Annotated in this window: 22 protein-coding genes; 5 read left to right on the forward strand and 17 right to left on the reverse strand. The window is 55.0% G+C overall.

From position 1 onward, the window contains the following. Positions 1-3: 3 nt before the first annotated feature. The 10 genes from MKY74_RS25030 to MKY74_RS25075 all read right to left on the reverse strand — a co-directional run bounded on the left by MKY74_RS25030 (position 4) and on the right by MKY74_RS25075 (position 12,768). Entirely contained in the window at positions 4-774 is a 771-nt protein-coding gene (locus MKY74_RS25030) for a DeoR/GlpR family DNA-binding transcription regulator (RefSeq protein ID WP_076171057.1), read from the reverse strand. A 349-nt stretch (positions 775-1,123) separates the two neighbouring features. Further along, on the reverse strand, positions 1,124-1,978 hold the full coding sequence (locus MKY74_RS25035; protein WP_076171054.1) for a hypothetical protein: 855 nt from the start codon (positions 1,976-1,978) through the stop codon (positions 1,124-1,126). 235 nt (positions 1,979-2,213) lie between these two features. Further along, positions 2,214-3,203, reverse strand: coding sequence for a zinc-dependent alcohol dehydrogenase family protein (locus MKY74_RS25040; RefSeq protein ID WP_244169281.1), 990 nt, complete (start codon positions 3,201-3,203; stop codon positions 2,214-2,216). Between the two features lie 36 nt (positions 3,204-3,239). Then, complete coding sequence (locus tag MKY74_RS25045; RefSeq protein ID WP_076171049.1) at positions 3,240-5,834, reverse strand: beta-mannosidase; 2,595 nt, start codon at positions 5,832-5,834, stop codon at positions 3,240-3,242. A gap of 106 nt (positions 5,835-5,940) precedes the next feature. Then, positions 5,941-7,014 carry a BtaManbiosPhlase gene (locus MKY74_RS25050; RefSeq protein WP_076171047.1) on the reverse strand — a complete coding sequence of 358 codons (1,074 nt, stop codon included), beginning with the start codon at positions 7,012-7,014 and terminating at the stop codon, positions 5,941-5,943. Between the two features lie 27 nt (positions 7,015-7,041). Continuing rightward, entirely contained in the window at positions 7,042-7,941 is a 900-nt protein-coding gene (locus tag MKY74_RS25055) for an MTP-1 family protein (RefSeq protein ID WP_076171740.1), read from the reverse strand. A gap of 87 nt (positions 7,942-8,028) precedes the next feature. Continuing rightward, positions 8,029-9,708, reverse strand: a complete 1,680-nt coding sequence (locus MKY74_RS25060; RefSeq protein ID WP_244169280.1) for an alpha-glucosidase — start codon at positions 9,706-9,708, stop codon at positions 8,029-8,031. Positions 9,709-9,738: 30 nt separating this feature from the next. Next, positions 9,739-10,578 (reverse strand): carbohydrate ABC transporter permease, encoded by an 840-nt coding sequence (locus MKY74_RS25065; RefSeq protein WP_076171045.1) that lies wholly within the window; start codon positions 10,576-10,578, stop codon positions 9,739-9,741. Further along, positions 10,565-11,440 carry a carbohydrate ABC transporter permease gene (locus MKY74_RS25070; protein WP_076171042.1) on the reverse strand — a complete coding sequence of 292 codons (876 nt, stop codon included), beginning with the start codon at positions 11,438-11,440 and terminating at the stop codon, positions 10,565-10,567. Before MKY74_RS25070 ends, MKY74_RS25065 begins: the two co-directional genes overlap by 14 nt. A 14-nt stretch (positions 11,441-11,454) precedes the next feature. Next, positions 11,455-12,768 carry an ABC transporter substrate-binding protein gene (locus MKY74_RS25075; protein ID WP_076171040.1) on the reverse strand — a complete coding sequence of 438 codons (1,314 nt, stop codon included), beginning with the start codon at positions 12,766-12,768 and terminating at the stop codon, positions 11,455-11,457. Positions 12,769-13,089: 321 nt separating this feature from the next. On the opposite strand from MKY74_RS25075, the gene MKY74_RS25080 reads away from it, so the two are divergent. Then, the gene (locus tag MKY74_RS25080; protein ID WP_076171038.1) at positions 13,090-14,160 is read left to right on the forward strand and encodes a LacI family DNA-binding transcriptional regulator; all 1,071 of its coding nucleotides are present in this window, start codon (positions 13,090-13,092) and stop codon (positions 14,158-14,160) included. A 191-nt stretch (positions 14,161-14,351) separates the two neighbouring features. Here MKY74_RS25080 and MKY74_RS25085 read toward each other — a convergent pair whose 3' ends face one another. Then, on the reverse strand, positions 14,352-15,191 hold the full coding sequence (locus MKY74_RS25085; protein WP_076171036.1) for a helix-turn-helix transcriptional regulator: 840 nt from the start codon (positions 15,189-15,191) through the stop codon (positions 14,352-14,354). Positions 15,192-15,319: 128 nt separating this feature from the next. On the opposite strand from MKY74_RS25085, the gene MKY74_RS25090 reads away from it, so the two are divergent. Both MKY74_RS25090 and MKY74_RS25095 read left to right on the forward strand, forming a co-directional pair. Further along, positions 15,320-16,318, forward strand: a complete 999-nt coding sequence (locus MKY74_RS25090) for a Gfo/Idh/MocA family protein (RefSeq protein ID WP_076171034.1) — start codon at positions 15,320-15,322, stop codon at positions 16,316-16,318. 43 nt (positions 16,319-16,361) lie between these two features. After that, positions 16,362-17,300: an aldo/keto reductase gene (locus MKY74_RS25095; RefSeq protein ID WP_076171032.1), complete on the forward strand. Its 939-nt coding sequence runs from the start codon at positions 16,362-16,364 to the stop codon at positions 17,298-17,300. Positions 17,301-17,443: 143 nt separating this feature from the next. Here the strand turns inward: MKY74_RS25095 and MKY74_RS25100 are convergent, their stop codons facing one another. Genes MKY74_RS25100 through MKY74_RS25125 form a run of 6 tightly spaced genes read right to left on the reverse strand, consistent with a single transcriptional unit; the run spans position 17,444 to position 23,939 of the window. Beyond that, a complete protein-coding gene (locus tag MKY74_RS25100) occupies positions 17,444-18,406 on the reverse strand; it encodes a carbon-nitrogen hydrolase family protein (protein ID WP_076171030.1) in 963 nt (320 codons plus the stop codon). A gap of 19 nt (positions 18,407-18,425) precedes the next feature. Then, positions 18,426-19,418 carry an ABC transporter ATP-binding protein gene (locus MKY74_RS25105; protein ID WP_076171028.1) on the reverse strand — a complete coding sequence of 331 codons (993 nt, stop codon included), beginning with the start codon at positions 19,416-19,418 and terminating at the stop codon, positions 18,426-18,428. Positions 19,419-19,431: 13 nt separating this feature from the next. Next, a complete protein-coding gene (locus MKY74_RS25110; RefSeq protein WP_076171026.1) occupies positions 19,432-20,331 on the reverse strand; it encodes an ABC transporter permease in 900 nt (299 codons plus the stop codon). Positions 20,332-20,345: 14 nt separating this feature from the next. Then, the gene (locus MKY74_RS25115; protein ID WP_076171024.1) at positions 20,346-21,290 is read right to left on the reverse strand and encodes an ABC transporter permease; all 945 of its coding nucleotides are present in this window, start codon (positions 21,288-21,290) and stop codon (positions 20,346-20,348) included. Between the two features lie 18 nt (positions 21,291-21,308). Beyond that, a complete protein-coding gene (locus MKY74_RS25120) occupies positions 21,309-22,928 on the reverse strand; it encodes an ABC transporter substrate-binding protein (RefSeq protein ID WP_076171022.1) in 1,620 nt (539 codons plus the stop codon). A 30-nt stretch (positions 22,929-22,958) separates the two neighbouring features. Then, the gene (locus MKY74_RS25125) at positions 22,959-23,939 is read right to left on the reverse strand and encodes an ABC transporter ATP-binding protein (RefSeq protein WP_341013111.1); all 981 of its coding nucleotides are present in this window, start codon (positions 23,937-23,939) and stop codon (positions 22,959-22,961) included. Positions 23,940-24,311: 372 nt separating this feature from the next. Between MKY74_RS25125 and MKY74_RS25130 the strand changes: the two genes are divergently transcribed. Continuing rightward, positions 24,312-25,706 carry an Asp-tRNA(Asn)/Glu-tRNA(Gln) amidotransferase GatCAB subunit A gene (locus tag MKY74_RS25130; RefSeq protein WP_076171018.1) on the forward strand — a complete coding sequence of 465 codons (1,395 nt, stop codon included), beginning with the start codon at positions 24,312-24,314 and terminating at the stop codon, positions 25,704-25,706. Between the two features lie 82 nt (positions 25,707-25,788). Further along, the gene (locus tag MKY74_RS25135) at positions 25,789-26,046 is read left to right on the forward strand and encodes a hypothetical protein (protein ID WP_076171016.1); all 258 of its coding nucleotides are present in this window, start codon (positions 25,789-25,791) and stop codon (positions 26,044-26,046) included. Positions 26,047-26,105: the final 59 nt, after the last annotated feature.

The raw sequence follows: 26,105 nt of genomic DNA on the forward strand, positions 1-26,105 counted from the left end.
GTATTATAAATAGGGAGCGATCAACACTTCCGTCGTACCCAGCTGACGCAGAAACTCCGGGTCTGCCCCTTCATCGGTGATGAGCACGTCGATGTCCTCCATTTTGGCGGATGTGGCGATCGACCGCCGGCCCAGCTTGGTGTGGTCCACCAGCGCAACCGTTTTGCTCGAGCTTGCAATCATCAGCTTCTTCAGCTCCGCCTCGTACAGGCTGAAATCGGTCATGCCCTCCCTGACGCTCAGCCCCTCCGCAGAAGTAAAGAACAGGTCGGAATGAATCCCTTCCAAAATGCTTTTTCCCAGAACCCCCTCGATCGTTTTGGAGCCGGAGCGGAGGATCCCGCCGACCAAAATGACGTTGATCCGCGGATTCTGGTTCAGGATGGTGGCAGCCTCCAGTCCATTCGTTACGACGGTGAGATAATCATGCTCCACCAGCGCCTTTGCCAGCTCCAGCACGCTGGAGCTGGCATCCAGAATAATGCATTGGCCCCGGGTTACGAGTTCGGCAGCCTTTGTCCCGATCGCCCGCTTCTCCTCGTAGTTCAGCTCGCTGCGGCTCGGATACCGGGGCTCGGCCGGCACCGGTTTGGTCCTCGCCGGAACCGCTCCGCCGTGAGTACGCTCCAGGACGCCCTCTTCTTCCAGCATCCGCAAATCCGTCCGTAGGGTCCCCTCAGACACCTGCAGCTCGCGAGCCAGCTGCTTCACCACAATTTGCTTATCGCGCTGAAGCGCCTCCAGTATTTTTTCTCTTCGCTGGGTTGCAAACATAGTAACCTCCAACCGTTTTTCTTCATTATAAATACAAATGACAAGATATAACAACAAACGTCAATTCAAAACGAAGCATCAGGCCGTCTGCATTCGATGCCCCTCCATGGTTCAACAGCTCGGGGGCCACATTCGACACAAACAGGCATAAGGGAAACAAAAAAACAGCCCAACAAGGTGTCGGGCTGTTCTTCTAAATCGTCTATAAAGTATCTTAACCTCCGCTAGCAAAACCGATTAATAGTTTGCACCGTGGTTCTGGATCGAATAGTTGGCTCCATGGTTGGCCGTATCATAGTTGGCACCGTGGTTCAGCGTCGTAAAGGCGGATGCTGTCAGCAGACTAACACTAAATAGTCCTAATGCTACTACCGTCGAAAACAATACCTTCTTCATCTTCAATCGCTCCTTTGAGAATGTTTTTTTGGATAGACGAGTACGATTCTAGTTGAGACTGTGAAGCATAAGATCTGAAAGATTCGAATAAGGCGACGCATTTTTTGAAAATTTTGTCATCTTCAAGTTTATCAGATAATGTCAAAGCTTGTAAAGTCCTATCGAGCGCTTCTGCGTGATTTTCTTTTTTAAATCTATAAACCGCCAGCAAATACAAAAAAGAAATATAATAGGAGAGATCTACGGGATTTTGGTCAATCGGAATGAGCTGCGAATCTTCGACGACAAGAATATCCAGGATATGATCGACGTCATAGTTATGTATATTTGCTGCCTCTAAAATCGTGATTAGTCCAGGGAGAGTTTCGGATGGATTTTCCTGTATAAACGCTGAATAATCCTCCAGGCAGTCCAAATTCCCTGAAAGAATGTTAAGCGTAAACATATTGGCTCTTGCGAAAAAACGGAAGTTTTCGACAGCCTGATTGTTGGCAGGAGAACCGTCAGACATGTAGCTTAGATCTTCATAGTTGGCTATGCACTGTTTAGCCTCTTGGTACATTTTCTTCTTTTGGTAGGCAAGCCCCTTCATGAGATGGCTGTACCCGAAATAATAGACGATCGGGCGTTCCGTAACCTGAAGCCGTCGATTCCGTTCCTTTTGTTCGACATACATCTCGTAAGCGGACTCATAAAGTTCGGTAGAAATTTTAATCATGTTATCCCAATTCTCAAAGGAGAAGGCCATTTTCAGCATCGTTACCAGCGTATCTATCTCAATCTTTACGGTCATGGATCTGTCTTCCAATCCGATTTCCTCCTTCGCTAATCTTTATATTATAAGAAGTATATAGTTAAATTAACGGACGGTCAATTATGTTAGTTCGTGAAAAAATGACCAAAAATGCTTGGTCAAAGCTGGTAATCTTTCTTTTTTCAGTCAATAAATCAATTTTTGATGATAACAATCATAGATTACCCAAAAATGGAAAAATAGACACCGATTCTATCAGTGTCTATTCCGGCTAACCCGCTTTCATCTTTTAGATTTGAACGATGCCTTTGCTGACCCCCAGCTGAGGGTAATTCCGCATCGCATCCGGCAGCTGCTCCAGTGTGAAGCGGTGGCTGATGAGAGGCGCGAGCCGGACCTTGCCGCGGGATACCAGCTGGATCGCATCCGTGTGGGTAAACGGATTGATGAACGAACCCATGATCCGCAGCTCCTTCGAAAAAATGTCGAAAGGACGGATGGCGGCCTCCGCATCCGGAGCGGCCACGCCAAACAGCAGCACCTGCCCTCCCTTGCGGGCGGCGCGAACGGCCGTCTGTACAGAATCCGGCCGGCCGACGCATTCGATCACGACATCGGAACTGGAAGCCAGCACGTCCGCGGTATCCGGATCGAGAGGCGATACGACCGCATCCGCACCCAAGCCGCGCAGCGTCTCATGCTTGTAGGACGCCGGTTCGCTGACCGTAATCCGCGAAACCCCGCGCTCGCGAACGAGCTGCAGAAAGATCTGCCCGATAAATCCGCCGCCAATGATCAGCACCTGATGCTGCGGCCGGATATCGAGCTTGCGAAACCCGTGCAGCACGCAGCCGAGCGGTTCAAGCAGGGCCGCTTCTTCATAGCTCATCGCGTCCGGGATGATGTAACAATTTTCCGCAGGGACAAGACAGAATTCAGCCATGCCGCCGTCCCGCGTTACGCCGACTGCCTGCAGCCGGTCGCATAAGTGAAGCCTGCCGCTGCGGCAGTATTCGCAGCTTCCGCAGTATATATTCGGGTCGACCGAAACCCGGTCCCCTTCCTTTAAGCTGCTAACGCCCTGCCCGACCGCCACCACCTCGCCGGACAGCTCATGCCCGAGTACGATCGGCGGATGCACTTCCGCCGAACCCGGATGGCCGTGGTAAATGTGCTGGTCCGTTCCGCAAATGCCGCAGCTGCGCACCCGAATCAGCACCTCGCCGGTGCCGGCCTCCGGGGTCTTCTGTTCCTTAACATCCATTATTTCCTGCTCCATAAGCACTGCCGCCCTCATCGCCAATTCTCCCCTTCCTCATTCCGTAACCGGCTGTCGTCTATTCAACGCGACCGACGCGCCGTTTAATGCCGATACCCTCAATGTATTCCACGGAATCTCCTTGCCTTCCTTCTGTCCGACATGGATGACTCGCGTCTGTCCCGGCAGCAGGTCGAAATAATTATCCTCCCAATCCAGCCAGGCTTCGTCCATCTCAAGCCTTACCATTCGGGCGGCATAGTCGGAGGATACCGTTACGCTCCCTTCCTCGGGATTCACCTGAACGTTCAAGTTAACGGGCCGGAAGTTCATATCTTTATGGTCGCAAAAATAATAAAAGTTGTCTTCCCCGCAGCCGTCCATCCAGCGAACAATGCAGACGGCTTCAGCGGCGTCGAGACCTTGAAGCAGGTCGTCCAGCTTCACCACTGCGATGCGCTGTTTCCCGCATGCCTCAATCTCGGCAGCGAACGTCCGGGCATATACCTGACGGCCGTCCATGCCGTAGACAACCAGCTCCGCCGTCTTGGATACAGTTTCCCGCGCATCGTTCACGCCCCACAGCACGAGTTCCGCATCCCCGGGCGTATACTCTGCCGTCAACAACAGCGGATGATAAAACTTGCGGGCGTAATGGTAAGCCGCTTTCGGCAGACCGTAATAGTCGATGACAGACCAGCTGGTGCCGGGCCAGCAGTCGTTGAACTGCCAGAACAACGCCCCGCTCGTCTCCGGCTTGTTTCTTCGGTAATGCTCGATACCGTATTTAAGGCCTTCGGCCTGTGTCAGCATGGAAAAATCGATGTATTCCTCCAAGTTGCCCGGAATCCCGGTGTATCCCTCCATCAGCATAACGCCCTTGAGATGATTGATATCCTTGTTGCGGTTCATCATTTCCGCACTGCCAAGCACCAGCTCCGTCTGCGGCACGTTCCGCTGCAGCGTGTACAAATTGGCGGAAGCATGCATGCCGAACTCGCTGGCGAACTTCGTGCGGTCCTCCTTGAATTTCTTGAACGACAACCCTTCCACGCTGTAGTCCTGAAGCTGGGGCTCGCCGAATACCCTCGGCTCGATATTGCCGTGCCAGACCTGCCAGTTATGCGTGTCCCCTTCCTCACGGGAATTGTGGTCGTTCCCTCCGTAAGGAGAGCTCGGCCAGAATGTCCGGGAAGGATCCAGCTGCTCCAGAAGCGCAGGCATCAGTTCATGATTGATTTTCTCGCCGTAAAAAGGATGCGGGATGTCTCCGCTCGCATGCAGTGCCTCATACAGCCAGTCATTTTCGTTATTGCCGCACCACAGGGCCAGGCATGTCCGGCTGCGCAGCCGCTTGACGACCTGCTGCACTTCTTCCGCGACGTTATCCATAAAATTGCGGTTATAGTCGGGATACAGGGCACAGGCAAACATAAAGTCCTGCCATACCAAAATTCCCAGGCGGTCACACTCATCATAGAAAATATCCCGTTCGTAAATGCCCCCTCCCCAGACCCGGAGCATATTCATGTTCGCTGCCTTCGCCATGCCGATCAGGCGGGAATAACGGACATCCGGCACCGCGCCGATAAAGCTGTCGATCGGGATCCAGTTAGCTCCCTTGGAAAATACAGGAACGCCGTTCAGCATAAAAGTAAAGGCAGGTTTTCCATCGGCATCCCGCTGCTTCAGCTCCAGCGTGCGAATCCCCAGCTTCTGGCTGCGCTTGTCCAGGGTGATCCCGTCCGCGTGCACCGAAATCCGCAGCTCATATAAATGGGGCGTGCCGAGATCATGGGTCCACCACAGTTTGGGCTTCGATACGCGAAGTTTCGTTCCGCCCGCTAGGCTCATGCCGCCGGCCAATCCGGACAGCCCGCTGCCGGCGGTTCCGCTGATCTCCAACGTTTCTGCAGCCGCCACCTCCCCGCTCTCCCCGTCGAGGAGCTCAACAAGAACACTGTATGTTTTCCGGCGGTCCCATGAAGTCAATTCCACCGAAATATCAACCAGCGCCTCCATCTCGCCAACCTCCGCCGTCCGAGCATAGACATGCTCTATTCTGACAGCATCGTATTTCTCGAGCCGGACTTCCTTCCAGATTCCAGCGCACAGGAGCGGTGGCCCCCAATCCCAGCCGAAATGGCTTTGGTTTTTACGGGTCCAGACCCGTTCCTTGCTAAAACCGGACCAGAATGTGGAGACGGCCTTCCCGCCCACTTTCGCATGGACCGGGTCAAATTTGACGGCGATGACATTTTTGCCCGGCTTCAGCTCGCGGCTGACTTCGAACGTATGGCTGATAAACATGTTGTCCGTCGAACCAAGCTCCGCACCGTTCAAATACACGGTCGCAAAGGTGTCCAGGCCTTCGAACACCAGCAGCATTTTGTCGTCCGGCCGCGGTGCCTCGTCCAGTGTAAAAACGGTCCGGTACCACCAGATCCGCTCCTCCACCCACCGGCACTTCTGGTCGTTGTGCCCATAGAACGGATCGTCGATCAGTCCATGGCGAATCAGTGTGGTATGGACGTCGCCCGGGACCTCCGCCGACATCCAAAAGTAATCGTCATACAGCGGCGAGGCCACTTCAAGATCCTTCGCCTCCCCTTCCCTGAAATCCCGCAGCTTCCAATGGTCTTTGATGATCATGCTGTTCCCCTCACTTCGCCCTTGCTGCAAGCCGAACCGGCTCGTCCGGGCCTGATGTAATAGAACGCCAAAACAATGATTTGTTTTGGCGTTCCGTGTCCCGATCCTAAACTTTGGCTTCGAGGTATTCGAGGCTGTCCAATATTTCCTTCACGCTGAGCTCCGCACAGGCCATGGAGGTGTCCGCAACACCATAGAACATTTTCACCGTGTCACCGTCAATGACGGCGCCGCAGGAAAACACCACGTCCCCAAAAAAGCCCTGCTTTTCATATTCCGCCTCAGGCTCCATCACCGGCTTCCCGGATCGGGCGATCACCCGCGTCGGATCGTTCAGATCGAGAAGCACGGCACCCATGCAGTAGCGGTGATCCGATGTCGCTCCGTGATACAGCTCAAGCCAGCCTTTGTCGGTCTTGAACGGCACGGCGCCGCCGCCGATCCGGCCGCTGTCCCACATCCCGTCCCGGAGGCCGAGCAGATGCTTATGATTGCCCCAATAGAGCAAATTGTCGGATTCCGCGATCCAAATTTCCGGATTTCCGATGCTTTTCATGGTCGGACGATGGAGAGCGTAGTATTTGCCGTTGATCTTTTCCGGGAAAATGAGCACGTCCTTATTGTCCGGACCGAAGATCATGCCGTGATGCCGGGTCGTCACAAAGTCGGTGGTCGACACAAGCGATTCACCGATCCCTACGGGAGACACGACGGAAAAATAAATGTAGTAAGTATCGCCGATCTGCGTGACCCGCGGATCCTCGATGCCGAACGCTTCCTGTTCGTTGGAAGGATAAATGAACGGCTGATCGTCCACCGTGAAGTGGTGGCCGTCCCTGCTGCGGGCGATTCGGATGTAGGAAAGGGATGTCAAATACTCAAACGTGCCGTTTTTGGATTTATTGCGGATCACCCGCGGGTCGGAGAAATCGTACCGGTCATCGTCTTTGCGGAAAGGAATCAGTTCAAGATCACCACGCTCCGCATTGAATACAGGAGCGATGACGACGTTCGGATCGCCGCTGACCGGACGCTCCGCCACACGCAGCAGCATCAGTGTTTCCCCTTGATACTCGGCGATGCCAGCATTAAATGCACCGATCACCTCAAAGCCCTCGCGGTGAGGCTTGACGTCGGCAGGGGTGATTAAAGGATTTTCAGGATATCGATAAATGTTCATTCGGATCAAGCTCCTTCATTGTATTAACTAGGATTCGAATCTCGCAAAAGGATCGGCTATGATCAGACGTTGTGCCTCCGCATCGCTTATTCCCGCATACAGCACCGCCGTCCCGTCGCCCCGGCGCAGGATGCCGCCGCTGAATACGACGTCCTGAAGGTCTTCGCGCTTGGCCGGACCCGGCAGAAAATCAGCCCGCACCGCAATCAGCATCATATCGGAAAACGCAGCCGTCTGCGGATCGAGTACAAAAATCATGGGATAATAATGACGATCGCCTTCGGCATCGTAACAGGCCGTATGTCCCAGCACGCCTAGAAGGCCGTTGCTTAGCACGTGGATTTCATTGGCCCCTCCCCATTCTTCGGGGATAAACTGGCCTTCCAGGAGCGGGGCTTCCTCAATCGCCTGTACAGTCAAGTCGTCCAGTGATGTGGTCTGGAAATAACCGATCTGGCCGCGCCCGCCTTTATCGCCCTGCGGGCGGGTGAACACGCCGATCCCGCCGTCCGGAAGTCCGGTGAGCCGCAGATCCTTCATGCCGTCCGGACCGGTGAAAAACAGCTTTAAATCCGCGATGCGGCCGCCCCGGTAAATTGCCGTGCGCCACATGAGCGCTCCCTCTTTCTCCGGGTGCGGATAAATCTGAACTCCGCCCATGATCAGCTCTCCGCCGATACGGGTATGAAACGGGTCCTGCAGTTCGAGCACCGGCGCTCCTTCAAGCGGCACCCAGGCACCGTCGTTTTCCACGAAGAACACGACCTGGGAATGCTCACTGTCCCGGGATTCCACCCGGCCCGCGATGACGGTCCGCCCATCATCCTCGAACGGAGCCGTGATGTTATATACATCCCGGTCTCCGACGCCAGTAAAAACCAGCTTCTCCGCCTTGTGAGCAGGGGCGGTTCTCTCCCGCCCCGCCATGTACTGTTCCAGCAGCACACGGCATGTTTTTACTTCCGTTTTATTCACGTTTAACACGATGATCCCCCTACCTGGTCGAAGTTAAATTCATTGCATGTTATGGTTCGTGTTCGTTGCCCAGACCGCAGCCTCAAAGGGATCAATAACCAGTGAATGACAGCGATTCGGATCCGCGGACGTTTCTTTGCTGGTCAGCAGTAACCGGTACAAAGCCGCGTCGGCAGCCAAATGGCTCAAATCGCACGGTCGGTTCCCGAAATTAAGCGCAACCCAAATCTCTTCCTCCTCCGATCGACGGCCGTAGTAAATACACTCCCCTTTCCGCTTCAAAAAGGTGTACTTACCGGTTTGGAGTGCCTTATGCTTACCACGCAGCCGGATGAGGGAGCGGTAAAATTCCAGCAGTGAGTCCTTGCTCCCCCACTGCTTCTGGACGTGAACCTGCCGGGACGACGGGCCGAGGGGTATCCACGATCCGTGAAGTGAAAATCCGCCGTAACGGCTCCCATCCCACTGCATCGGCGTTCTGGAGTGATCCCGGCTTCGAAGGATGGCGGCGGCAAGCGCATCGGCCTCGGGCATCCCCGATTCTTTTGCCATCCGGTATGCGGTCAGCCCCTGAATATCGCGCATTTGCCCGATGTCCGCCGGCACGAAGTCCCGCATGCCGATTTCATCACCGTAATAAATGAAGGGAACGCCTTTGGCGGTCAGCAGCAATGCAGCCATCAGCTTGGCGGTGCACAGGTCCACGGAATCGTCTCCAGAAGAAAAGCGGCTATAATGCCGCGGCATGTCATGGCTGCTGAAGAAAATCGTGGGCACCTGCTCCGGCCGGTGAAGCTCCTCCATCCGAACAAGCTCGGCAAACATCTCATGGACCTTCAGTTCCTTGCGGCTGCCCAGGTTAAAATTAAACACCACGTCCAGCAGGTCCCCGCCGCTGTATCGGCGCAGCACCTCCATATCCTCGGAACCGACTTCGCCTACCATCAATACATCTTTGTTCTGAGACCGCACGAATTCGCAAATATCGCGGATGGCCTCCACGATGCCCTCCTGATTTTGGTCGAACCGGTGATCCTGTTCGCCATCCGCCGTGACCGGGTTTTCCTTAAACTGCCCGGACACCTTCAGGAAATTAATGACGTCCAGCCGGAAACCGTCAATCCCGCGGCCGAGCCAAAACGACATCACTTCCTTCATGGCCTCCCTGACCTCGGGATTCGCCCAGTTGAGATCTACCTGCTCTTTGGCGAAGGCATGGTAATAATACTGCCCGGTCGCCTCATCCCATTCCCATGCCGTCCCTCCGAAAAAGGACTCCCAATTGTTCGGTGTGCCGCCGTCCACGGCATCCTTCCAGATGTACCAATCCCGCTTTGGACTCGTCCGTGATGACCGGGACTCCATGAACCAGGGATGCTCGGCGGATGTATGATTCAGCACCAGATCCGCGATCACGCGAATGCCGCGGCGGTGGGCTTCCCGGACGAAATGGTCAAAGTCATCCAGCGTACCGAACACCGGATCCACCCCGTAATAATCCGAGATGTCATAGCCGTTATCTACGCGCGGCGAAGGATAAAACGGGGTCAGCCAGATGGCCCCGATTCCAAGTTCCCGCAAGTAATCCAGCTTGGAGGTCAATCCCTGGAAATCGCCGGTGCCATCCCCGTTGCCGTCACAAAAGCTTGGCATGTAGATTTCATAAAAAACGCTGCTTTTCCACCAGGGTGTCTCTGCAGCCACCGTCTTCTCCCCCATGGAGATCCGCTCCTTCCTATCGCGCAGCGCTTATTTCAAGCTGACCTGCATGCCCTTCTGGAAGTTTTTGCCGAAGATGATGAACAGGATGATGATCGGCAGGGACAGCAGCACCGATCCCGCGTACAGCGGACCCGGATACGATCCGTACGGACCGAACATCTGCGAAAGCAGGACGTTCAGCGTCAGCATCCCGTCGCTGCGAACCATGATCATATCCCACAGCAGCTCGGTCCAGCGCTCCATCAGCAGGAACAGGAAGACGACGCTGGTGATGGACTTGGACATCGGCATCATGATTTTGTACAAAATTTGAAAATCCCTTGCTCCGTCCAGCTTGGCCGCTTCAATAAAGACGGATGGCACCGCCTTGAAGAAGTTCGTGTACATGAAGATCGCCCACAGGCTGACCCCTTTCGGAATGATCAGAGCCCAATAGGTGTCGTACCAGCCCAGCTTTTGAATAATGAGAAAGCTCGGAATCAGCAGAATGATGGCCGGAAAAAACATATGGAACAAAATGAAGTTGTTGACGGTATCCCTGCCGCGCCATTTCAGCTTCGAAAGGGCATAAGCGACCATCACTCCGAACATCATCATGAGGAAGGTCGACAGCAGCGACACGATGATACTGTTTACAAAAGCGCCCAGCCAGGGCCGCGTGATTCCCGTCTCCCCGCCTGTAAACAGCCAGGTGTACGACTTCAGCGTATACGAGCTCGGAATCAGCTTTCGATCCACCTGTGTCCAGTCGGCAAACGAATTCAGCACCATGTACAAATACGGATACACCATCACGAGCAGCAATACTCCTGCGATGATATAGCGGATGGCCAGACTGGACTTGCGGCTGCGTTTAGACCCAACCATTTCGCGCACCCCACTTTTCTAGCAGTTTCCGGATGATAAAGATCGAAATAAAGGTAGCTACCGAAGCGAGCAGCGCCACCGCAGACGCATAACCGGCCTGCAGATTTTTGAACGCCTGGCTGTAAATTTCCATCTGCCACGTATTGGTGGCATTGTTTGGACCTCCGCCTGTCAGCTGGTATACCTCGGTGAAGATGCCGAAAGTGACGCCGAAAGCGAGAATCAGCGTCGTATAGAGCGCAGGGTACAGCAGCGGAAGCGTAATTTTCCAGAAGCGCTGCCGGCCGGTAACTCCGTCGATGGCAGCCGCTTCGTATACTTCGTGATCTATGCTTTCCAGGCCCGACGTCAGAATGAGCGCGTAGTACCCGGTAAATTTCCAAGCCATAATCATGCCGACGATCAGAAGTGCCGACCAGGAAGTCCCCAGCCAGTCGATGTTAATGCCGATTTTGCGCAGCGCCGTGTTGACCGGGCTGTTGAAAGACAGCAAACCTTTTACAATCAGCGCCGATACGACGCCGGAAGACAGGTACGGCAGGAAAAAGCCGATGAGAAATAAGCTTTTCAAACGCGGAAGACTGTGCACCAGAACCGAAACGACGAGCGACAGCACGATCACTAGCGGCACAAACACCATCATGAATTTGTATGTCACCCAAAACGCGGCGTGCACGCCGGGCGATTTGAGTGCCTTGGCAAAATTGTCAAAGCCGACAAAGTCATATTCGGGAGCGATCAGATCCCAGTTCGTAAAAGACAAATAAAAAGACCAAACGAGCGGAATCAGGAAAAATACAAGGGAGTAAATCAGGTAGGGACTGGCAAACAGCCAGCCCAACCGGTTATTGTTTTCTTTCATTTAGAAGACTCCTTTTATTGAAGTTCCCCTTCAATGGCTTTCTTCATGTTCGCCCATCCGGCTGCCGGATCGATCTCCCCGCGGACGACTTTATTCCAGCATTCTTGTCCAATAAAGGTCTGCAGGTCGTTATATTTCGGATTATCCATCGGCGGCACCGCATTCGGCACATTTTCAGCATAAGGCTTCAGTTCCGGGTTTTTGTCCAAAATCGCCTTGAAGGATTCGTTGGTGGTCAGGTCGTCACGAGCCGGAGGCAGCTTCGTTTCATCAAACCACTGGGCGTCGTTTTTCGCATCCGAATAGACCCACTTCACAAAATCCATCGCCGCCTGCTGCTGCTCCTTGGTGGCCGACGCATAGATCACAAGCCCTTTCGTATCGGCAAACGTTTTGGAATCTTTCGGGTCTACGCCGTCAGGTACCGGAGGCATGCTCAGCGTGTAGTTCTGGTTGTATTTCATGTCCGGGAACTTCTCGGCCCAGTTCGTAAAGGTCCAAGGACCGAGGTCGATAAACAGGCTTGTGCCGGTCTCGAACGGATCCTGTACGTTTTGCGCCAGGATGCCCTTGTCCTTGCGGAGATCGTCAATAAACTTCAGCGTTTCGACGCCCGCCTTCTCATCCCCGACGAACTTGTTGCCTTCAATGAATTTATTGCCGCCGGAAGCCGCGTTATACAGCATGAAGAAGTCAAACCATCTCTTCCATGCCGTCGGATCGGCGAGGTCCGCTTTGGCCCAAAAGTATTTGTCCGGATATTTCGCTTTCAGCTTCTTATTCACTTCAAGCGCTTCGCTGTACGTTTTAGGCGGCTCGTTGTACCCCAGTTCCTTCAGCAGGTCAAGGCGCCAGCCGAACAGCATCGCATTGGAGTAAATCGGGAGCACGTATTGATGCCCGTCGGCGAACTTCCATGGTTCAATCGTATTTTTCATATTACGGGTGGTGACGATATCGTTAAATCCGCTTAGCGTATCAAGCGGCACCAGTGCCTTGCTGTTTGCAAGCTGGGCGGCAAAACCGCGGTTGATGTTTTCCGAAATGGTCGGGGCGCTTCCCCCGGCAATCGCAGCCTGAATGCTGGCCTCGGAGCTTGGAGATTCCTTGATGACGCTGACGTTGATTTTCACTTTGGAATTGGTCTGTTCGTACGCCTTGGCCATCTTCTCCCAGAAGGCTTGCTGCGTCGGATTGGCTGCCGCCCAAAACTCAATGGTCGTCACACCATCCGCCGTCGTTGCGCTTTGCTTTTTGGAACCGCAGGCCGCGAGCATGGAGGATAACACCAACACCAAAGCCAGAAGTCCGAGCATTTTTCTTTTCATCGAATCGTTGACCTCCTCAAAAAAATTGTCTCGAAAGATTGAAAGCATCATTCCAAAGACTCGAAACATTATTTTGTAACGTTACAAATTAAGATTACTCAATATTTTGTAAGCGTTTGTGTAACCCTATTATTGTGCATTACAAAAACCTTGTCAACACTTTATTAAAGACGGAATAATCTTTTTATATAAAGGCTCTTTACTTATAGAACTTGTAACGTTACAATTTATCGTAATGTGATTTATTGCAAGACAGGCTTCTTTTTAAGTTTCTTAGAAAGAACTCCAATTATGCAGGCAAAACAAAGATTGAGGTGTCATATGAAGGATAAAGTAACCATGCAGGATATTGCAGAGCAGCTGAATATATCGAAGAATTCCGTGTCCCAGGCGCTGTCGGGAAAAGACGGGGTCAGCGAAGATACGCGGAAGCTGATCCTCGAAACGGCACACCGTATGGGATATGTGTATTCGCAAAGTCGTAAGCGCCGCTCCGGCGAGCTGGAACAGACCGGAAATATTGCGCTGATCGCTTCTGATTTTGCCTTTTCTATGAAAAGTTTCTTTGGTGAAATTTATTTGAGTATCGAACAGGAAACGGTGCGCAGGGGAAAAAATCTCCTGATCCAATCGGTCAGCAAGCAGTCGGCTGATAAGCTGGCTCTCCCTTCGTTTCTGCTCAATCAATCCGTGGACGGCATCCTCATTCTGTCTCACATTACAACTGACTATATCAATACCATTACAAACATGGGTAAACCGACGGTTCTCATCGACCATCACCATCCCTCTATCCATGCTGACTGCATTTTAACCAACAACCGGTTTAGCGCTTATGAGGCCGTCCGTCACTTGACAGAGCTGGGACATCGAAAGATCGGCCTGCTGGCCAACACTTCGTTTTCGCCAAGTTATTACGAGCGCTGGGAAGGATACGTACTGGCGATGAACGACTTCGGGCTGGAGATCCACGAGCCATGGGTAATCAAGGATGCTGTAGAGAACACGGATTATATTTTGCAAAAAATAAAAACGCTGCCACAGCTCCCGACGGCTTGGTTCTGCGTCAACGACGGGCTCGGCTTTTACCTGAATTCGGCCCTGCAGCAATCGGGTTACAGCGTGCCGGAGGACGTCTCCGTCGTCAGCTTCGACAACGGCTATTTGTCCCAGGTGTCCACGCCCCAAATCACGACGATGGATGTGGATCTGAAGCTGTACGGACGCAAGGCCGTGGAGCAGCTGTTCTGGCGGATGGATCATCCCGAGCATCCGTATACCGAACTGCTCTTGCCCACCAAACTGCTGAAGCGCGGGTCCAGCGGTCCAGCGCCTAGCGCCGATATGGAGAAGCTGGAGGGTTATGAAACAGCGAACAGGAACGGGAAATAACCGTAAAAAGACAGCGAAGAACTGAAATCAAAGCAAAAAAGCCGGTCCCTCAACTTGCGAGGGACCGGCTTTATTGCTTTACTTTTTAAAATTGCTAGGAGTAACGGTGGTATTCGGTCAGGTGGCAGGAAAGACCTCAATTATGGGACAAATGTTATCCTCGCAGATTACCGCCGAACGATCCCCTACGTTTACGCCCCCCCGTATAACCGCCGGTAAGCCGAGGGCGTCATCCCCTCATGCTCCATAAAACGCTTGTTGAAATAGCTCACGCTTGGATATCCCGCGTCCTCTGCGATCTGCCCGATCGTCGCACTCTTTCGCTCGAGCAGCCACTGCTTCGCCATCTGCAGGCGGCAGCGCGTGATGAACTCCATCGGCGTCATCTCGGTTACGCTGCGGAACAGCTTGCAGAAGTAGTAGGTGGATATGCCAAGTCTGCCCGCCCAATCCTCCAGGATGAACGGCTTGACCGCCTCCTGCTGCATGACCGGAAGCAGCTCCAGGATCCGGCTGCCCGAATTGTTCGATTTGACCGGAGACAACGGAGTGGCATGCTCGATAAATTCGGCCAGCAGCGCGTAAGTAAGTGTCGAGAGGCGGACCGGGTGGAGCATCCGGTGCTCTTCTGCCTCCAGCAGCAAATTTTCGTGCGCCTGCTCAAACGAAGCCGATTGGCGGATCGTCCATAAGAGGCTGTGATGCAGACCGCGTTCGATCAAATAATCCTGCAGACCGCTCCCGTAGAAGTGAAACCAGCGGATATCCCACGGGTCTTCCTCGCTGCTGTAGTACCGCTGGCGCTGCATGGGAAAATACAGCACGGCCTCTCCCGGCCCCAGCTCATAGACCACATCCTCCACTTCTACGTACCCTCTGCCTGCAGCCACGTAATGAATGTTGAAATTGTTCAAGGCCCCCGCCTCCCGGAATACGCTGTGACCCGGATCGTTCCGGTAAAAGCCGACCGATTCAGGAAAACAGAAAAACGGCATCGACGGAAGGGTCAGCAAATGGCTTTGCCGCTTCACCTGTCCTCACCCCAAATGACAATATTGTTATAATGCATTGCAAAATCGTATTATATTAATTTTAAATACAATCTTCTATAATCGCAATATAATCATAAATAACCTTCTTGAGGAGATGATACACGAACATGAGCCAGAAATTGAAATGGGGCGTACTGGGCTGCGCGGGCATCGCCAAGCGCTCGGTCATTCCCGGGGTGCAGCAGTCCGAGCTGAATGAAGTCGCCGCCATCGCCAGCCGGAACGAGGAGAAAGCAAAGCAGACGGCGGCGGACCTGAATATTCCGGTCGCTCACGGAAGCTACGAGGAGCTGCTTGAGGATCCGTCCATCGACGTCGTATACATTCCTTTGCCGAATCATCTTCATAAAGAGTGGACAATCCGCGCGGCGGAAGCCGGCAAGCATATCCTATGCGAGAAGCCGCTGGCCCTGACCGAAAGCGAAGCCGCCGAAATGGCTGAAGCCGCCGCCAAAGCGGGCGTGTACTTGTCCGAAGCCTTCATGTACCGCTACCACCCCCGCTACGACAAGATTAAGCAGATTATCGACTCGGGCCAAATCGGCGAAGTCCGCGGCATCCGCAGCGCCTTTACTTTTAACAACGCCGGCGACAAAACGAACGTCCGCTACCGCAAGGATTGGGGCGGCGGCTCGATCTACGACGTCGGATGCTATCCGATCAACGCGGCTCGGCTGCTGCTCGGCAAGGAACCGATCGCCGTCACGGTGAACGCCTTCTTCTCACCGGAGCATGACGATGTCGATATGATGGCCTCCGGCCTCATCGAATTTGACGGCTCCGTCGCACTGACCTTCGACTGCGCCATGTGGGCCGCGTCGCGCAATCCGCTGGAAATCCTCGGCACGGACGGCATCATCGAGGTGCCTTCAGCCTACGTTACACCGACGCCGGGCAGCGGCAACTTCTTCTTGACCGTACGCGGGGAGCGGAGCGAAATCGAGGTTCCTCATGTAAACGCATACAGCCTGCAGGCCGATCAGCTCGCCCGGGCCATTATGAACAAAACGCCGCTGCAGTTCCAGCCCGATGATGCGATTAACAACATGAAGGTGATTGACGCCTGCTTGCTGTCTGCTCGCGAGCATACCCGGGTTGCGCTGTAACGAGCCATAAAAAAAACCACAATAGCTTAGGAGGGTATTATCCATGGAATACATTTCCGTCAAAGGTCTGGATAAAAAGGTTTCCCGTTTGATGAAAGGCACGGACTACTTTTTCCACAATTCGTACGATAAAGCCGCTGCCAACATGGACGCGTATCTGGCCATCGGCGGCAATTCCGTCGACTCCGCTCACATCTACTGCGGCGGCGAAAGCGAAGAAGTGCTGGGCCGTTACATGAAGGAGCGCGGCAACCGGGATCAGATCGTTATCCTGACCAAGGGCGCCCATCACGACCAGAACGGTCCGCGCGTCAACAAGGAAGCCATCCGGCACGATATTACGACCAGCCTGAAGCGGCTGCAAACCGATTTTATCGATCTGTACGCGCTGCACCGGGACGATCCGAACGTGCCTGCCGGCGAAGTGATCGAAATTTTGAACGAATATGTCAAGTCAGGTACCGTCGGCGCCATCGGCTGTTCCAACTGGACTTGGCAGCGGATCAAGGAAGCCAACGATTACGCGGCCGAGAAAGGCTTGACCGGCTTTACCTTCAGCAGCCCGAACCTCAGCCTTGCCAAGCCGAACGAGCCGTTCTGGAAAGGCTGCGTCTCGGCCGATGCCGAAACCTGCGCCTGGCATGAAGCCGAGCAGTTTCCGCTCTTCTCCTGGTCTTCCCAGGCAAGAGGCTTCTTTACCGGCCGGTTTACGCCGGAAGTCCGCGACAACGCCGACCTGGTCCGCGTGTTCTACAGCGACGCCAACTGGGAGCGCCTGGAGCGTGCGAAGCAGCTCGGCGCGGAGCGCGGCGTGACCGCCATCCAAATCGCCCTCGCTTACGTGCTGAACCAGCCGTTCCCGACCTGCGCCCTGATCGGCGCCCAGTCAGCTGAAGAGCTGCGTTCCTGCGATGAGGGCTCCCGGATTCAGCTGAGCCGTGCGGAGCTTGACTGGCTGGACCTGACTTCGGACGAACGCTAAGCTATACAGCAGCTGGTAAGCTGCGTTCCGCGGCATCCAAGTCGTTCCGACGACGAGCATGTCAAGCATAACAACAAGCCGCCTTCTCCCTAGTCTAACAGACCAGGCAGAGGGCGGCTTTTGTTCGTTATCGGCAGACGAGTTTACACGATGACGGCGGCCTGCGGCTTAGGGAGCAGCTTATTTTCCGAGCTGCCGGCCCACTTGCCGTTCCGGGTTATGCCGCTCAGCATGTGCAGGTATATGTCAGGCCTCCAGTCCGGCACACCGGTCAGCGGATTGTGCTCAAACAACGGGAGCCGGCCTCCCGCCTGGCTCAAATCGAGGGTCGCCAGCACGACCGCCTCCTTGTCCTCGACCGGCGCCCCCTTGTATTCCGAGCCGATGTGGCTTGCAGGACCAACGATCATGCTGCCGCCGGGAAAATACGAATCGTAATCCTGGCCGACAAGGTTCGAGCTGACGATAAACGTGCCGTTCTCCAGCGATCTCGATTTGAGCGTCGTGTAATACAGGTCCTGCCATCCCTCCACATTGTGGATCGCCGTCGGATTCAAATATATCCGCGAACCAAGCGCGGTATAATACCGGACCAGTTCAGGGAAGCAGTAGGAATCGTAACAGATGCCGACCCCCACCGGTCCCCATGGCGTGTCGAACATGAGCGGCTCGCTGCCCTTTGTCGCCCACAGCGACTCCTTGGCTGCCGGATGGATTTTGCGGTAGGCGCCGATTACGCCTTCCGGACCGATCACGGCCGCGGAGTTGTAGATGATATCCGGGTCCGCCGCATCCCGCTCCGGCATCCCAAGCACGACATACACACCGTATTCCTTGGACAGCTCAGCAAGGGCCAGCGTCGATTCGCCGGGCACCGTTTCGGCATTCTTGCTCTGCATTTCAGTGTCGTCATCCTTGACACCGTAGCCGGTCAGCGCGGTTTCCGGGAACAATATCAAATCCGCGCCCTGCTTCGCCGCCGTCCGCACATAGCCTTTCATGCGCTTCAAATTATCCGCCTTGTCCCCCCATATGGGATGAAAATTTATCGCAGCTACCGTAACGATGTCCTGAACCTCGCTAGAGCCGAACTTTGGATTTGTCATCGTATATTCACACACCCTTCTACAAATTTTGAACGGCCGCCATTCCTTCGTGTACCAGCAAGCACGCCGCGTGATGACCCTCACCTACCTCAACGAGAGCCGGCACATTCTGTGCGCAGCGCGCTTCGGTGAACATGCACCGCGTCCGGAAGCGGCAGCCGGACGGCGGATTCAGCGGACTCGGGAGGTCACCCTTCAGCAGCACGGTTTCCGGCGCCTTGCGAACGGCCAGGTCCACCGAGGGCACCGACTTGAGAAGCGCCTGCGTGTAAGGATGCCGTGGATTCGCGAAAACTTCTTCCTTCGGCCCCTTCTCCACGACGCCGCCCAAATACATCACCATGACATCGTCGCTCATATATTCCACCACGTGCAGATCGTGGGAAATAAAGATCAGCGACAGGTCGAACTCCTTTTTCAGATCTTGAAACAGGTTCAGCACCTGGGCCTGCACCGATTTGTCCAGCGCCGACACCGCCTCGTCGGCAATGACGATGTCCGGTTCGAGCACAAGCGCCCTGGCAATGGCCACGCGCTGCCTCTGCCCGCCGCTTAAATGATGCGGATACTTCGCGGCATAGGATTTGGGCAAGCCTACCGCATCCAAATAACGGTATGCCTGCGTACTGGCGGCAGCCCGCCCGGTTCCATTCGCCCACAGCGGGAACGCCACATTGTCCAGAATGGTCAGCTTCGGATTCAGCGAAGAATAAGGATTTTGAAACACCATTTGAATCCGTTTCCTCATTTTCTTCAAATCGGAACCGCCGAGCTTCAGCAAATCCTCGTTTTTGTATCGGACCTGCCCTTGGTCAGGCTCAATCAGCCTCATGATCAGCCGGGCCAAAGTAGACTTTCCGCATCCGGACTCGCCCACGATGCCGAGCGTACCCTGGGATTTCAGCGTGAAGGATACCCCGTTGACGGCGGACACCCCTCCCTTGCTCTGTCCGAACATCCCCCGCAGAGGAAAGGTCTTGCTGACATCGGCCACTTCAAGAATGTGCTCCATCTGTTATCCCTCCTTAACCTTTGCTGTCCAGTACATCCGACAAGGCGTCGGATACGATGTTGAGCGCAAGCGATGTGACGAATATAAAGATGCCTGGGACGATCGTAACGATGGGCTCAATAAATATGACTTGTTTCAAATTGTTGAGCATAAATCCCCACTCCGGCGTCGGCGGCGATACGCCGAGTCCCAGAAAGCTCAGACCGGACGCGAGCATGAGGCAGATGCCGATCTGGGTCGTGCTGTAGACAAAAAGTCGGGAAAAAATGTTGTTTAGAACATGAAAACGGATGATGAGCCCCGTTCCGGCCCCGCTGGACAGCGCGGCTTCGATATACTCCTCCTTCTTCACCTCCTTCACGGCCGTTTCGGCAATGCGGGCAATCGGCGGAATGAAGACGATCGTCGCCGAGATCATGATGTTGCTGATGCCCGGACCGAGCGAAGCGGAGATGCCGATGGCCAGCAGAATCGCCGGGAACGAGAACAAAATATCCAGCGTGCGCATGATGAGCGTGTTGACGATACCTTTAAAATATCCGGCAATGATTCCAAGCCCGCCTCCTAGGATAACGGCGATGATGACCGGGACGATGCCTGACAGCAGGCTCAGCCGCCCCCCGTACAAGATCCGGGTGAGCAAATCCCTGCCTTGTTCATCCGTGCCAAGAAGATGTCCCGCCGACCCGACAGGGAGAAGCCTCTCTTTGACGTTACCCGCGTAAGGATCATACGGGGACAGCCACGGGGCGGCGATGCAGGCGAGGACGATCGCGGCGAGAATGACCAGCGCGACCAGCGCCGCTCTCCGCCTGCAGAACGCCCGCCATCGTTCGGCAGCCTGCGAGGGCTGTTTTGGCAAACTAGCGGCCGAAGCCGCATCGGGAACAATGGATTGAACATTGGTAGCCATGCTGCCCACTCCTTTCAAGAATGCCTTACTCTTGGATCAAGAACCGCATGCAGTGAGTCGACTGCCAGATTGATGAGAACAAAAGCGACAGCTACCACAAGAACGCCCGATTGGACGATGGGAAAGTCCCGCTGCCCGATCGCCTGGTAGATCAACTGGCCGATGCCGGGCCAGGCAAAGACCGTTTCCACCAGGACGGAGCCGCCGATCAAATAGCCGAATTGGAGCCCGGCCACCGTCAAAATGGTCGGCATGCCGTTCTTGAGCACATGGCGCAGCACTTTGCCTGCCGGTGCACCTTTGGCCTGCAGCGCGAATACGAAGTCCTGCTGGAGCAAACCCGCGATCGTACTGCGCACCATCCGGGTCATAACGCCAAGCGTCGTCAGGGAAGCCGCAATCGTCGGGAGGATCAGGTGTCTGAAGGTATCCAGCAGCCCTCCACCCCCGATACTCTGCATCCCGGAGGAAGGGAGCCAGCCGAGACTGACGGAGAATATCCCAATCAGAATCAGCGCGGCCCAGAAATTCGGCATTCCGATTCCGGCGAGTCCCAGCACGTTGAACAGGGAAGCCGCCCACGATTTGGGACGGTATGCGCTGTAAACGCCGATGGCCAGGCCGAGGCCGAACGATACGACGGCGGAAGCCGCCGCCAGCAGCAGCGTATTTCCTACAGCCGGGAGCAGCAGTTCGCTGACCGGCAGCCGCTTGATGATAGAGGTTCCCATATCCCCTTGAAACATATGGACGAGCCAATAGATGAACTGCACATAAATCGGCTTGTCGAGCCCAAGCTCTCGTGTTACCTGCATCCGCTCTTCCTCGGTCGCATCCGCAGGAACGATCGTGTTGACGGGATCGCCGGGGACCATTTGGAGCATCAGAAACACGATGACGGATACGCCAAACAGCGTGGGGATGAACAGAAGCAGACGTTTACTGATAAAAGCAACCATGCGCGTATACCCCCTTTTTTACTCGATGGAGATGCCCGTCAGATCCGCAAACCAGGACTGAGGCTGAACAAAGCCGTGAATATCCGGCGCGAGCACCCTCAAGTTCAGGTCATGCACGACGAAGATCCAAGGGGCGTCCTCCGCAATGATCGCCGAGGCCTGCTTCAGCAGCACATCCCGCTTACCGGCGTCGAAGCTGGTCTGCGCCTCGTTCAATATCCGATCCAGCTCCGGATTGGAGTATCCGCCGATATTCAAGCCTTTCGGAAACAGAGCCGCCGACGAGAAGAAGTTCGGGAAGGAGTTCGGAGCAATGGTCGGAAGGGAAATATTTATTGCGCCCACCTCCTTGTCTTTGGGGAACCCTTGAAGATACTGGGTCAGCAGCGACTGCCACTCGATAGATTCGATTTTCACGTCGATCCCCACAGCCTTCAGGTCCTTCTGAACGTATTCGTTCATCTGCACCGGCCACATGTTGCCGGATCCGCTTGTCGGGACCAGGAAGGTGGTTGAGAAGCCATTGGGATAACCCGCTTCCGCCAGCAGCTTCTTGGCTTTGTCCGGGTCATAGGCATACGGCTCCGCATCGGAACTGTACCAAGCATGCCCTTTGTACATCAGCTGCGTCGCCGGGATGGAGGCGCCACCCAGCAAGTCGGCGCTCATGCCCTCTCGGTCGATGGCGTAATTCGCCGCCTGCCGCACCCTTTTGTCTTTCCATGGGCCATCGGCCGTGTTCAGGACATACGGCCAAATGTGCGGGTACGTATTGGTCAGCACCTGGAATCCCATGCTTTTCAGCTGCTCAATCGATTCGGTTGGCGGAATCTCGGCCCAGTTGACCTCCCCGGACTGTATAGCCGCGAGCCGGGCGGACGGATCGCTGATCGGCCGGAGCACCACCCGTTCCAGTTTCGGGGCCGTGCCCCAGTACTTGTCGTTCTTATCCATAACCAATTCCTGCCCCTGCTTCATGCTCACGAATTTAAAGGGCCCTGTTCCGGTGGGATGATTCGCATAATCCCCGCCGTATTTCTTGACCGCTTCCGGGCTTGGTATCAAGATGCTGGCCAAGTCGTACAGCAGAAAGCTGTATGGTCCGTTGGTATAGATTCGAACCGTGTTTTCGTCAGCCTTGGCGTACTTCGCGATAAAACGAAGCGAGCTGCCGGTGGAACCAGCAATTTTTGCATCGTAATACGGGGAATCCGGCTTCAACAGACGGTCGAGGGCAAAGATGACCGAATCCGCATTAAACGGCGTTCCGTCATGGAACTCAACCCCTTGGCGCAGATGAAAGGTCCACTCGGTCGGATCGCTGTTCGAATGTTCCCACGATTCGGCCAGGCCGCCCGTGAGTTCGGCCGGCTTGTCGCCCTGCGTCAAATCCCATTTCACCAGCGCGTCGTACAGCTGATACCCGACAAAACGCATCCCTTCGTAACCTTCGGTCGGCATCGTGTCCGGTACCGGGATGTTCGCGGCGGACATGGCAATCACCAAAGTCCCTTTCGCCGCCGAGCCTTCGGCGGCCGCTCCGCCTCTGCCGCACCCGCTAAGAACCATTGAGAGGCACAGGATAAGCAGCAGTAGAGTGATGGCGTACGTTTTTTTCAAGCTTGAGTATGGTTTCATCTCCGGCACCTCCACAGGGTTCCATTATTTTTATTGGGCGTATCTTTCCCGGCCGGCAAGCTGGAAGCAGGCCGCCTGCTGCGATCGTCCCGCGCTTACGTAATCCGGGACACTCTCCGTGCACCGGCTCTCGGCATAAGGACAGCGCTGTGCAAAAGCGCATCCCGGCGGCATTTCCGTAATGAGCGGCGGCTGTCCTGGGATGGTGGACAGCCTTCCCGTTTGCTTGCTCTGAGGCGTAGCAGCAATCAGCCCGGCTGTGTAGGGATGCATCGGTCTGGTCAGAACCTCCTCCGCCGATCCATACTCGACGATTTTGCCGGCATACATGACGGCGATCTCGTCGGCCATTTCGGCGGCCACGCCGATATCATGGGTGACCAGCACGATCGACATTCCGAACTCGGCCTGAAGCTCCTTGAACAGCCGGAGGATTTGCGCCTGAATGGTAACGTCCAGGGCGGTGGTCGGTTCATCGGCAAGAAGCAGATCGGGACGGCAGCCGAGCGCCATCGCAATGACCGCCCTCTGCCGCATGCCGCCGCTCATCTCGTGCGGGTAGGCACGCACCCTTTCTTCCGGCGAAGGAATGCCGACCTTACGGAACAGCTCGATGACCCTATCCTTCGCTTCCCTTCTCCCCACCTTATGGTGCGCCCTGATCGTTTCCTTCAGCTGGTCGCCGACCCGGTACAGCGGGTCGAGCGCCGAGAGGGCGTCCTGGAATATCATCGCCACCCGGTTCCCGCGGATCGCCACCATTTCTTTCGGCGATTTGCCCAGCAAGTCTTCTCCTTCGAGCCGGACGCTGCCGGCAACATTCGAACCGCGCTGCGTCAGCCGCAGTATGGAACGGAGCATGACGCTCTTCCCCGAACCCGATTCCCCGAGAATAACCGTCGTCTTGCCTTTTTTGACCCGCAGGGTGACTCCCCTGACGGCATCCACCATCCCTTTCTTGGTCGAAAATGAGGTGACAAGGCTGTCGATTTCCAAAAGATTTGACATCATATTCCCTCCTTCGCAGCTTCAGAAAAATGGATCTTCCCGGCCTTTAATCAATCGGTTTTGTTGTAGCATGCCAGGAACGCTGCTTGTGTGATAAATACTAACATAAATTCTGCAATGTTAGGATATCGAAACATTCTATACCTTGTTTTAGCCCCTTTTCGGTGAAAATATGTTATGTTTCTTAACAATTACCTCCCTATTTACAAAAAACGATTGGATTTTTGCGTTCGAGGACCATTATTCTTCCATAGAAATGACACAAATTGAAGGTAAATCAACTATGGGTGAATATCCTTAAAGAATCCATTTGTTCAAGTCATTCGAGAGGTAGAGTACTCATCCACATTTTTTTTCGCAAAGGAGATGTTATCTATGACCACCCTGCATCAGGAGCTGCTGTATGATACGATCGCCGGCTTATCGGAACGGATCCGCAGCCGCCGCATTTCACCCGTCGAAATTACGCAGATGCTTCTCGAACGGATTGAAACGCTCAATCCCCGGCTGAATGCGTACGTAACGGTTACGGCCGATCTCGCGCTCGCCCAGGCCAAAGCGGCCGAAGTTGAAATCATGAAAGGAGAGTACAGAGGTCCGCTTCACGGCATTCCTATCGCCCACAAAGATATTTACAATACCCAGGGAATCCGGACGGCTGTCGGCTCCAAAATCCTCGAAACATTCGTGCCGGATACGGATGCCACCGTCGTCCGTAAGCTAGGAGAAGCAGGCGCGGTCCTGCTCGGCAAAGTGCAGACCCATGAGTTTGCCGCCGGGACGCTGACGAACAGCCCTCATTTCGGTCCCTGCCACAATCCGTGGAACCTGGAGAAATCGCCGGGCGGCTCAAGCGGTGGCTCGGGATCGGCCGTAGCGGCCGGACTTGCCTACATGGGCACAGGCACGGACACCGGCGGCTCAGTCCGCATTCCCGCAGCAGCCTGCGGCATCGTCGGCCTGAAGCCGACATACGGCAGGGTCAGCCGCCATGGCATTTTTCCGCTGTCGTGGTCGCTGGACCACGCCGGCCCGCTGACCCGCTCGACCCAAGACGCCGCCATCTGCCTTCAGGCTATGGCGGGGTATGACCCGCTGGACGATACGTCGGCCGACGTATCGGTCCCGGATTTCACCGGCATGCTGCGCGGCGATCTGCACGGCATTACCATCGGGATTCCCTCGTCCTTTTACTACGACGGCATTGATCCGGAGGTGGAGGCCGCCCTCCAGGCAGCCATGGGACAGTTCAAGCTGCTTGGAGCGAATGTCATTGAAGTGGAGATCCCGCTCCTAAGCCGTGTCAGCGCAATCGGCAACGGCATTTGTATGGGTGAGGTCGCCTCCATTCACGAGAAGTGGTACCGGGAACAGCCGGAGCAGTACGGACCGGATGTCCGGGGAATGATCGAAGGCGCCCGCCTGATCCCGGCCGTCCACTATTTGCAGGCACAGCGGGCGCGCCGGCTCCTGCAGCAGGAGTATATGCAGGCGCTGTCTGCAGCCGACGTCCTGCTTACCCCGACCCTCCCGGCAACTGCGCCCGGCATCCACGACGTCGAAATCAGCATGCGCTTCGCTGAACTGACCATGCCGACGAACGTAACCGGCCTGCCGAGCCTCGCCATACCCTGCGGCTTTTCGGCTGCAGGGATGCCGATCAGCATGCAGCTCATCGGCAAACCGTTTGCCGAAGCGGAACTGCTCGGCATCGGCCACGCGTATGAACAAAGCACCGATTGGCATTTCCATCATCCGGAGCTGGACTAGTCGAAAAACCGGTTTCCGTACATCACCTGATCAGTGGACAGACGGATCAGACCGCTACATACCATACCAGAGGAGGAATACCATGGATAACGAATACAAGCTAACAGCCACTACCCGAAAAGAAAGGGATGCGGAAGAAAGCACCGCGGAGGTTCTGCAGGCAGCGATCATCGGCATCCCGATGGCCAAAGAGCGTATAGAAGCGGCAGCGTCTGCCGCCATTCCGCTCCTTTCGCTTCTTGGCACTTTGTATGACATTGATGTCGAGGGCATCGAGCCCGTCATTCAGCCGATGTTCAGAAACAGTATGACAGCTGCACTCGCTGTACCCGCATCATGATGAATCCGTGCCTGATCAACTTCTTCGTCTGAATCCGCACAGGCAAAAAAGCACCCTCC

It is taken from the genome of Paenibacillus sp. FSL R5-0378, assembly GCF_038009285.1.
Taxonomy (GTDB): domain Bacteria; phylum Bacillota; class Bacilli; order Paenibacillales; family Paenibacillaceae; genus Paenibacillus_AQ; species Paenibacillus_AQ favisporus.

Excerpts from the sequence above, each read along its gene's own strand:
- MKY74_RS25040 (WP_244169281.1), bottom strand. The coding sequence starts at position 3,203 with ATGGAGCAGGAAATAATGGATGTTAAGGAACAGAAGACCCCGGAGGCC.
- MKY74_RS25125 (WP_341013111.1), bottom strand. The coding sequence starts at position 23,939 with ATGATGTCAAATCTTTTGGAAATCGACAGCCTTGTCACCTCATTTTCG.
- MKY74_RS25120 (WP_076171022.1), bottom strand. The coding sequence starts at position 22,928 with ATGAAACCATACTCAAGCTTGAAAAAAACGTACGCCATCACTCTACTG.
- MKY74_RS25070 (WP_076171042.1), bottom strand. The coding sequence starts at position 11,440 with ATGAAAGAAAACAATAACCGGTTGGGCTGGCTGTTTGCCAGTCCCTAC.
- MKY74_RS25135 (WP_076171016.1), top strand. The coding sequence starts at position 25,789 with ATGGATAACGAATACAAGCTAACAGCCACTACCCGAAAAGAAAGGGAT.
- MKY74_RS25065 (WP_076171045.1), bottom strand. The coding sequence starts at position 10,578 with ATGGTTGGGTCTAAACGCAGCCGCAAGTCCAGTCTGGCCATCCGCTAT.
- MKY74_RS25110 (WP_076171026.1), bottom strand. The coding sequence starts at position 20,331 with ATGGCTACCAATGTTCAATCCATTGTTCCCGATGCGGCTTCGGCCGCT.
- MKY74_RS25115 (WP_076171024.1), bottom strand. The coding sequence starts at position 21,290 with ATGGTTGCTTTTATCAGTAAACGTCTGCTTCTGTTCATCCCCACGCTG.
- MKY74_RS25080 (WP_076171038.1), top strand. The coding sequence starts at position 13,090 with ATGAAGGATAAAGTAACCATGCAGGATATTGCAGAGCAGCTGAATATA.
- MKY74_RS25055 (WP_076171740.1), bottom strand. The coding sequence starts at position 7,941 with ATGGCGGGGCGGGAGAGAACCGCCCCTGCTCACAAGGCGGAGAAGCTG.
- MKY74_RS25050 (WP_076171047.1), bottom strand. The coding sequence starts at position 7,014 with ATGAACATTTATCGATATCCTGAAAATCCTTTAATCACCCCTGCCGAC.
- MKY74_RS25075 (WP_076171040.1), bottom strand. The coding sequence starts at position 12,768 with ATGAAAAGAAAAATGCTCGGACTTCTGGCTTTGGTGTTGGTGTTATCC.
- MKY74_RS25100 (WP_076171030.1), bottom strand. The coding sequence starts at position 18,406 with ATGACAAATCCAAAGTTCGGCTCTAGCGAGGTTCAGGACATCGTTACG.
- MKY74_RS25095 (WP_076171032.1), top strand. The coding sequence starts at position 16,362 with ATGGAATACATTTCCGTCAAAGGTCTGGATAAAAAGGTTTCCCGTTTG.
- MKY74_RS25060 (WP_244169280.1), bottom strand. The coding sequence starts at position 9,708 with ATGGGGGAGAAGACGGTGGCTGCAGAGACACCCTGGTGGAAAAGCAGC.
- MKY74_RS25030 (WP_076171057.1), bottom strand. The coding sequence starts at position 774 with ATGTTTGCAACCCAGCGAAGAGAAAAAATACTGGAGGCGCTTCAGCGC.
- MKY74_RS25090 (WP_076171034.1), top strand. The coding sequence starts at position 15,320 with ATGAGCCAGAAATTGAAATGGGGCGTACTGGGCTGCGCGGGCATCGCC.
- MKY74_RS25130 (WP_076171018.1), top strand. The coding sequence starts at position 24,312 with ATGACCACCCTGCATCAGGAGCTGCTGTATGATACGATCGCCGGCTTA.
- MKY74_RS25105 (WP_076171028.1), bottom strand. The coding sequence starts at position 19,418 with ATGGAGCACATTCTTGAAGTGGCCGATGTCAGCAAGACCTTTCCTCTG.
- MKY74_RS25045 (WP_076171049.1), bottom strand. The coding sequence starts at position 5,834 with ATGATCATCAAAGACCATTGGAAGCTGCGGGATTTCAGGGAAGGGGAG.